The organism is Alcanivorax sp. MD8A (assembly GCF_002888555.1).
GTDB lineage: Bacteria > Pseudomonadota > Gammaproteobacteria > Pseudomonadales > Alcanivoracaceae > Alcanivorax.
The window spans coordinates 1-8,367 of record NZ_AQOQ01000058.1; the positions used below are offsets into that span (position 1 = coordinate 1).

General features: G+C 60.7%; 6 protein-coding genes. 4 read left to right on the forward strand and 2 right to left on the reverse strand.

The window, feature by feature from the left end; all coding sequences use genetic code 11:
• Window positions 1–244: 244 nt before the first annotated feature.
• Window positions 245–583: a hypothetical protein gene (locus tag A15D_RS16670; RefSeq protein ID WP_102792846.1), complete on the forward strand. Its 339-nt coding sequence runs from the start codon at window positions 245–247 to the stop codon at window positions 581–583.
• On the opposite strand, the gene A15D_RS16675 is transcribed toward A15D_RS16670, so the two are convergent.
• A complete protein-coding gene (locus tag A15D_RS16675; protein ID WP_102792847.1) occupies window positions 558–3,137 on the reverse strand; it encodes an EAL domain-containing protein in 2,580 nt (859 codons plus the stop codon). The genes A15D_RS16670 and A15D_RS16675 overlap by 26 nt on opposite strands.
• A gap of 181 nt (window positions 3,138–3,318) precedes the next feature.
• On the opposite strand from A15D_RS16675, the gene mtgA reads away from it, so the two are divergent.
• Genes mtgA through A15D_RS16690 form a run of 3 tightly spaced genes read left to right on the forward strand, consistent with a single transcriptional unit; the run spans window position 3,319 to window position 6,329 of the window.
• Window positions 3,319–4,281: a monofunctional biosynthetic peptidoglycan transglycosylase gene (gene mtgA / locus A15D_RS16680; RefSeq protein ID WP_233192285.1), complete on the forward strand. Its 963-nt coding sequence runs from the start codon at window positions 3,319–3,321 to the stop codon at window positions 4,279–4,281.
• Window positions 4,278–5,621, forward strand: a complete 1,344-nt coding sequence (locus A15D_RS16685; RefSeq protein WP_102792848.1) for an META domain-containing protein — start codon at window positions 4,278–4,280, stop codon at window positions 5,619–5,621. The genes mtgA and A15D_RS16685 overlap by 4 nt, the downstream gene beginning before the upstream one ends.
• Window positions 5,622–5,639: 18 nt before the next feature.
• Entirely contained in the window at window positions 5,640–6,329 is a 690-nt protein-coding gene (locus A15D_RS16690; protein ID WP_102792849.1) for a type 1 glutamine amidotransferase, read from the forward strand.
• A 225-nt stretch (window positions 6,330–6,554) separates the two neighbouring features.
• Here A15D_RS16690 and A15D_RS16695 read toward each other — a convergent pair whose 3' ends face one another.
• Entirely contained in the window at window positions 6,555–8,237 is a 1,683-nt protein-coding gene (locus A15D_RS16695) for a 2-isopropylmalate synthase (protein WP_102792850.1), read from the reverse strand.
• Between the last annotated feature and the right edge of the window lie 130 nt (window positions 8,238–8,367).

Sequence of the window (8,367 nt, forward strand, 5' to 3'; positions counted from 1 at the left end):
AAAGACTGAGCACGCAAGGAGTTATTCAGCGGTTCCCTACCGCTCATCCCGGCCCTACGTCCTTGCCCTCACAGAGATATTGCCAGCTGGCGGGCTTTTCAAGCCCGCAAAGAGGCTCCACGTGGCAGGAACGCAACCCATCCTGACGCAGGTCAATTTTTCACCATTTTATGGTTCCGGCCATCACACACCGGAACGGCTCCCTTGCCCACCTGTCACACTCTGCAACAGGAGGTAGACCGCAATGTGGCAGAGAACGGCCATTTTGATGGCGACATTAACGCTCGGTGGCGTGACCGTCGGTACCGCCCAGGGGTATGACTACATTCAGGGCGATGACGTCTTTGAGGAAGGCTATGACTATGGGCTGGATTACGAGGGGCTGACCAGCGTACCCGATACCCGCCTGCGCTCCTCCTCTCCTGCGAGAGAGACTGACAATGCAGAACGTCGACTCAAGCACGACAATGACACGCTGCAGCGGGACACCACCCAGCCCTCCATGACACGGGAGCTCGATCGCTGGCGCGGGGACCGCCAGCTGACGCCCCCGGCCCTCAATGAGAGCGAGGAAGCGCCGTAACGATTTTGCCTGCCGGGCCGGGCTTGCCCGGTTTGGCAAGCTGCTCGAACAGGTAGTCCAGCGGCTGCGGGCGCCCGATGGCATAGCCCTGCACATAATCCACACCGGCTTTTTCCAGCACCGGGATCAGCGCATCATCTTCCACATACTCGGCCACGGTTTTCACGCCCAGTCGGTGCGCCACCTCGTTGATGGACTCGACAATGGTGTGATCGACACTGGAATACATCAGGTTGCGGACAAAGCTGCCATCGATCTTGATGAAGTCCACCGGAAAGTGCTTGAGGTAGTTAAACGAGCTGAAACCACTCCCAAAATCATCCAGTGCCACCTTGCAGCCCTGTTCACGCAGCCGGCTCAGCACTTCGCTGGCGGAGGCAAGCTGGTTCACCACGGTGGTCTCCGTGATCTCGAACGTCAGTCGCTGGGGCGGCACCGGGGTGACCGCCAGCAGCTCATCCAGGAACGGGATAAACGACGGGTCATCCAGGGAGGTGGCTGACAGGTTGATGGCCAGGTTCAGCGACGGCAACGCCACCAGCTGCTCGCCAAGTTTCTCCAGCAGCTGACGCAGCACCCAGCGATCGATATGCGGCATCATCTGATAACGCTCTGCCGCCGGGATAAAGGCCCCCGGGTTAAGAATATCGCCATTGCGATCGCGCAGGCGTAGCAGGATTTCATAGTGGCCCGCGCTATCGGGGTCGGCGATGGGACGAATTTCCTGGGCAAACAGCAGGAAGCGATCTGCCTCCAAAGATTCACGCAAGCCTGCAGCCATTTGCAGCTCCACATGGCGGCGCGATGCCTCGCTATCATCCGGGGTGTACACCGAAACCTGCCCACGACCACGATGCTTGGCGGCATAACAGGCCACATCCGCCCGACTCATGGCTTCTTCTACGGTGCAGACATTCTCATCCAGCTGCACCAGCCCGACACTGGCACCGATATCATAGAGTGAATCCTTCCAGGCGAAGCGCATGTCATCCAGCGCCTGAATCAGTCGCTCAGCAATTTGTATCGCCTTGTCCGCAGGACAATGGCGCAACAACAACCCGAACTCGTCCCCCCCGAGCCTGGCCAGCACATCGCCATCGCGAATCTGGCGGGCGATCACCCGGGCGCATTCACGCAGCAGGGCATCCCCGGCCACATGCCCTGCGGTATCGTTAACCACCTTGAAGCGATCCAGGTCGATAAAACACAGCATGCCCTGCTCGCCAACGCCTTCGTCCAGCGTCAGCTGCAATATATTCTCGAATTCCCGGCGATTGGTCAGGCCGGTCAGGGAATCGTGGGTGGCGTGGTAACGCAATTTTTTCTGCATGGCACGGCGTGTTGTCACATCCCGAAAGACCATGACCGCCCCTGTCACCACGCCTTCACTGTCTTTCAGGGGGGCGGCGGAATCCTGAATTTCATAACGACTGCCATCGCGGCTGAGCAGCGACGAGCCTTCGCGCAGGAAACACACGTCCCCGCCGTTCAGGGCCACACCGACAGGGCTGACCTTGGGCCCTCGCTGCGCCTCGCTGGACAGCACCAGCACACTGTCCACATGCTGGCCACACGCCTCCTGCTCACGCCACCCGGTCAGCGACTCCGCCACCGGATTCATAAACGTGATGACACCCTCATGGTCGGTGGCGATCACCGCGTCGGCAATGGAGTTTAGTGTTACTCGTAACTGTTCCTTTTCACGGGCCAACGACTCCTGCATGGATTGCTCGGCCGTGGTGTCCCAGTTGGTCCCCAGCACAATCCCCTGCCCACTGCCCGCACCGGGCATATAAACCGCGCGGGCACGAATAAAACCCCGTTCGCCATCGGGCCGGAACACCCGGAAACCGATATCCATTTCACCCTGCTCGGCGATGGCTTTCTCCAACGCCAGGCTCGCCGCTGGCAGATCGTCCGGATGCACCCGCTCGCTCCACATGGCCAGGGTGCCTTCGGTGTCCTCACCGCGCCGGACACCGTAAAGCTCATACATCTTGTCGTCCCAGAGCAGCTCGTCACGGCCGATATCGTACTGCCAGATCCCCACACCACCGGCAGTCACCGCCAGCTCCAGGCGGCGCTGGTTCTCCTGCAGGGCCTTCTCGGCATCCTTGGTTGCCTGAATCGGATCGATCTGCACCAGGTAAAGGCCGGGCTCCAGCACCGATAGCGTCAATCTCGCCCATTGGGGCGTCTCGTTACCGCCCAGAAAACGGACTTCACGGGCAAAAGGGCTCGCCACCACAGGGAGATCGCCCAGGATTGGGAGCACAGGTTGGTCATCGGGGTGAAGCAGGGAAGCCAGGCTGCGCCCGCCCAGTTCTGCCCGGGACACGGCACAAAAATCAAGAAATGCGGGGTTAGCGTCCACCCACTCCCCCGAGAGGGTCACAAACGCCATACCGGTAGAGGCCTGCTGTACCAGCTGCCGAAAACGCCGTTCACGGGCAGCCACAAGCAAGCCACGTCGCCATTGGCGCACCCACAGCCAGCAGACCAGTGCCGTGGCAAGCCCGGCGAGTATTGCTGCCCCAATCAGCAGTAGTGACATTGTTTGCATCCAGCAGATTTATTCTTCTGATTACTATTTGAACTGCCTTGGCCCAGCTTACCACCATGACCTGACAAAAACGGAACTTTCACCGACAATTGGGGCCTGTAACAAAGCATCAGGCCACGGCTTACAGCCGAACCGCCAGATCAAGGGAGACTGCTGCCCAACCGGGCTGACCATGAGGCTGCGACGACGATTACTACAACTGCTGGCGCTACTGGCCATGGGCCTGGGGCTGTACGTGCTCTGGTATACCGGGTTGGTGTTGCGACTGCAGCACCATAACCCTACCCAGAGCGCTTATATGGAGCGTGCCGAGGCCCAGGGTCAGGTGCAGCAGGCATGGCGCGACTATGATCAGATCAGCGACTACCTGAAGCGCGCCGTGTTGATTTCAGAGGATGCCCGCTTTACCGAGCACACCGGCTTCGACTGGGACGGCATTCGCTATGCCATCAAACGCAACATGGAAGCCGGCAAGCCCGTTGCCGGGGGGTCCACCATTACCCAGCAGCTCGCCAAGAACCTGTATCTCTCCGGCAAGCGCTCCTATCTGCGCAAGGCCCAGGAAGCCATGATTGCCATACTGCTGGAGATCTGCCTGAGCAAACGCCGGATTCTGGAGCTGTATCTGAATATGGCCCAGTGGGGTCACCAGATTTATGGTGCCGAGGCTGCGGCCCGCCACCATTTTCAGGTGAGCGCCGCACAGTTGAGTCCGTTTCAGGCCGCCCAGCTAGCCGCCATGCTACCACGCCCGAACTACTACGATTTCAAAGGCCCAACCGACCATCTCAATCAGCGCGCCAACTGGATTCTGGAGCAAATGCAGCTGGTGCGTATCCCGGACCCGGCGCTCAATGTGTGGCCTGCCAATCCCGCACCCGCACCAACGCCCCCGGAAAAGAGCGAGACCGACAAGCAACCTCCGGCGCCGGCGCCCTCGGTCTCCACCGACAAACCCGCACAACCCGACTCGACACCACAAGATGCCGTGCCGCCGGAGATACCCGACGCCGCTCCTGATGAGCAACCCGCCAGCCCCGCTGGCGATGATTCCCCCGCGGCACACATCGACACTACCCCCGCCCCGGCTCATGACACGAGCACCGAAGGCACCCTTGAAGGAACCACTCAATGAAGCAGTATGCCCTGTTTTTTTTAGGCGCTCTGGCGCTGACAGGCTGTGATGACAAGACACCCACCCCACCCGCCAGTCAGCCGGCGACGGTAGACACCGGTAACCCGGTGGCAGGGGTCTGGCAACAGGAAGAACAGATTCTGGTATTGGAAAACAACGGCGACCTTTACTTGCCCAATGATGCCCACCGCCAGGGGCTGCACTGGGACAACGATGACGGCCAGTTCTCGCTGCGGTTCCTGGATTCCGAAGCCATGACTGTGGAGCAAGTCACACGGCAGGGCCAGCAACAGGGCGACACCCTGACACTGAGCCCGAGCACCGCACCGGCAACGCAAGACACAGACAGCAACACCCCGGCTAGCGAACCACAGTTCAGCGGCACCTTTACGCGCAGCAATGCGGCGGTTGCTCATTTGAGTGGCGAGATCCAGCTCCCACCAGACAGCGAACTGCCTGATCAGGCATTCCTGACCGTGTCCCTGTTGACCGATAGCGACATCGTCGTAAAACGGGTCATCCCGCTCGACGCCGGCGAGCCCGTCCCGCCGTTCCGGTTGTACTTCCCCTCCGGGGCCCTGGACGCAGATAGCGAGTACCAACTGTTTGCCCAGGTGCTGGCCAGCGGCGGCATCTATTACCGCTCCGAGCCACTGACCGTGACCTATAAGACCAACGGTTTCGATCCCGCCGTGCTGGCGCTCAGCGCCGTCATGACGGACAGCGAGACACTAGCCGGCACCCTGGTATGGCAAGCCGGCCGAACGGTTTTTATCCCCTGCAACACCGACCGGCGTCTGCTGCTGACTGGCCCGCAGCAGGAAGCGATTCTGGAAGATTTTCAGGATAGCGCGGAGTACCCGCACCAACCCCGTCAGGCGACCATCAGCGGCCTGGTGCGCAAGGTGCCGGGGCAGCAAGCAGGTAGCACTGAAGCTGCCCTCAGCGTGGAAAGCTATGCGTTTGAGGCCCTGAAAAGCGCCTGCGAACAACCCACTGCCGAGTTTGCCAATACCCATTGGCAGCTGACCCACCTCGGCGACAACGCCGTGAGCACCGCCGATCAAGAGCGTCCGCCACATCTGGTATTCGGCAACGACAGCAGCGTCCGCGGTCTGGCAGGCTGTAACACCTTGCAAGGCCAGTACGAACAAGAGGGCGACCACCTGGCGCTGTCGCAGCTGGGACTGACCCGCAAGGCCTGCCCGGACATGAGCACCGAATCCGGGATGATGGATGCCCTGAAACACACCCGGCGTTATCGTGTTGAAGGTGAGTTACTGACTTTGTTCGACGCCGAAGACCAGGCGGTGGCCAGCTTTCAGGCCATCTATTTCTGATCCGACCAGGAGCGGGCCATGCGTATTCATTACCTGTCCCATGTTCCCTTTGAACAACTTGGCACCATGGCCGACTGGTTCCGGGAGCGGGATGCCAACATCAGCCACTCCCTGCTCTACCAGGGCGACCCGCTTCCCGGGGTGGATGACTTCGATGTACTGATTGTCATGGGGGGCCCCATGGGCGCCGATGACGAAAGCGACCACCCCTGGATGGCGGCTGAAAAGGCCCTGATTCGGGAAAGCATCGCGGCCGGAAAAAAGGTACTGGGGGTCTGCCTCGGGGCACAGCTGATTGCCCGGGTGCTGGGCGCCGCTGTCACCGCCAACCCGGACAAAGAGGTGGGCTGGTTTGCCGTGCGCCCCACCCGTCAGGGCGTCACGGACAGCATCGGCAAACTGTTTGCCAGCCAACCCCTGGTACTGCATTGGCATGGTGACACCTTTGCTATTCCGCAGGGTGCTGTACCGCTACTGGAAAGCGACGGCTGCGCGAACCAGGCGTTTCGTTACGGGGATAATGTGCTGGCGCTGCAGTTCCATCTGGAACTGGCACAAGAAAATGCCGAGGCGCTTTGCGAGGCGTGCCCAGACGATCTCTCACCTGGCCAGTGGGTAGAACCGCGCGACACGCTGCTGGGCAAAACACCGCGCTTCGATCAGGCTCGCCTGTTATTGGGCCGGGTGCTGACCGCGTTTCTCGGCTGACCCTCTCAATCGGCAGGGCAGTCAAGTGGGAGCGGTCGCCCGACCGCGCTGGCTCTCGCTGGGGGCTTTATTCGCGGTGGAACCACCGCGAGAAGAGAGCAGGGAAGACTGGCAGGGAAACAACCTGTAGGAGCTTGCCTGCAAGCGATCCGCCGTCGATCAACACACCCTCGCAGACGAGTTCCCACCACAAACACCGCCCCATCGAGGCGGTGTTGTGTTCCCTCAGGCGTCGGCGACGTCGCGAACCTCGGCGGCAGCCTGCACGCGCCCCACAGCAGACAGGATCGCCTGCAAGGCCGCAGCGGTCGTGTCGGCGGCGGTGGCCACCGCGCTCTGCACGGTCTCCCCCACCTGCACCCGCACACAGGCCATGGCGTTGGCTTCGGTGTTATCGCCCAGCGAATACTCGTCGAACGACACCACTTTGACGTCACCACCAATGCGACGGTTCAGGGCATCCACCAACGCTGACATGGCACCGTCACCCCGGCCGCACAACAAGGTCACCGGCTGGCTGTCATCGCCAATACTGATCTGCGCCTGCACCTGATCGTTGCTGCGATTCAGATCGTAGGAACGCAACACCCACCCCATTGGCACACTCAGGTAGTCGCTGTTGAAGCGACGGTGCACTCGCTCGCTGGTAATTTCGCCACCGTCTTCCTCTGCGTCCTGCTGTACCACCTTGGCCAGCTCCTGCTGCAACCAGCGCGGCAAGTCGATGCCGAAATCCCGCTCCAGCACGTGGGCCACGCCCCCCTTGCCGGACTGGGAATTAATGCGCACCACTTCTTCGTAGCGGCGCCCCACATCCGCAGGATCGATAGGCAGATAGGCCACGTTCCAGATATCGCCTTCCTGATACCGGGCCAGGCATTTGCGAATGGCATCCTGGTGGCTGCCGGAGAAGGCGCTGAACACCAGATCCCCTGCGTAGGGATGGCGCGGATGGGTCTGGATGTCGGTAATCTCTTCCACCAACGCGACGATTTCCTTCATTCGCGAGAAATCGATCTGCGGGTCGATCCCCTGGCTGTACAGGTTCATACCGGCGGTCACCAGATCCATGTTGCCGGTGCGTTCACCGTTACCCAGCAAGGTGCCTTCCACCCGGTCAGCGCCAGCCATCACCGCCATTTCAGCCGCAGCCACACCGCAGCCCCGGTCATCGTGGGTATGCACGCTGATGATCACATCATCGCGGTACTGAATCTTTTCGTGGACCAGCTCCACCTGATCGGCGAACACATTGGGTGTGCTCACCTCGACGGTGGCCGGCAAGTTGATGATCACCCGCTGGCCCTGGTCCGGGCGCCATACCGCGTTCACCGCATCGATCACTTCGATGGCGAAATCGGTCTCGGTGGCACTGAAGGTTTCCGGGGAATACTGGAAGCTCCAGTGGGTATCGGGCTGCTGCGCGGCGAAGTCACGCACCCATTCGGCCGCACGCACGGCAATGGTCTTGCAGCCTGCCTTGTCCACATTGAACACCTGCTCACGGAAGGTGGGCGAGGTGGCGTTGTAGATATGCACGATGGCGTTTTTTGCACCCTTCAACGATTCAAAGGTCCGCGCGATCAGGTCTTCCCGGGCCTGGGTCAGTACCTGAATGTGCACGTCATCGGGCACCAGATCCTCTTCGATCAAGGCACGGCAAAAGTCGAAATCGATCTGGCTGGCAGATGGGAAGCCCACCTCGATTTCCTTGAAGCCCAGCTCCACCAGCATCTGGAAGAAGGTGCGTTTCTGAGCCACGGACATGGGCTTGATCAGCGCCTGGTTACCGTCACGCAGGTCCACCGCCGCCCACAGGGGGGCTTTCTCGATTCGCTGGCTCGGCCAACGACGGTCGGGCTTGTCGATAACAGGAAATGGCTGGTACTTGGTGTGATCAAAGCTCATGTCGAATCCTCAAAGTAAAAAGGGGCAGACTCTGCCCCCCAGAATGTCTAACCGGCTCTCCCAGGGATACTGCTTGATGCGGCTAACAATCATGTCGTGATCTTAAGGAGCCTCTGAATAACTCCTTGCA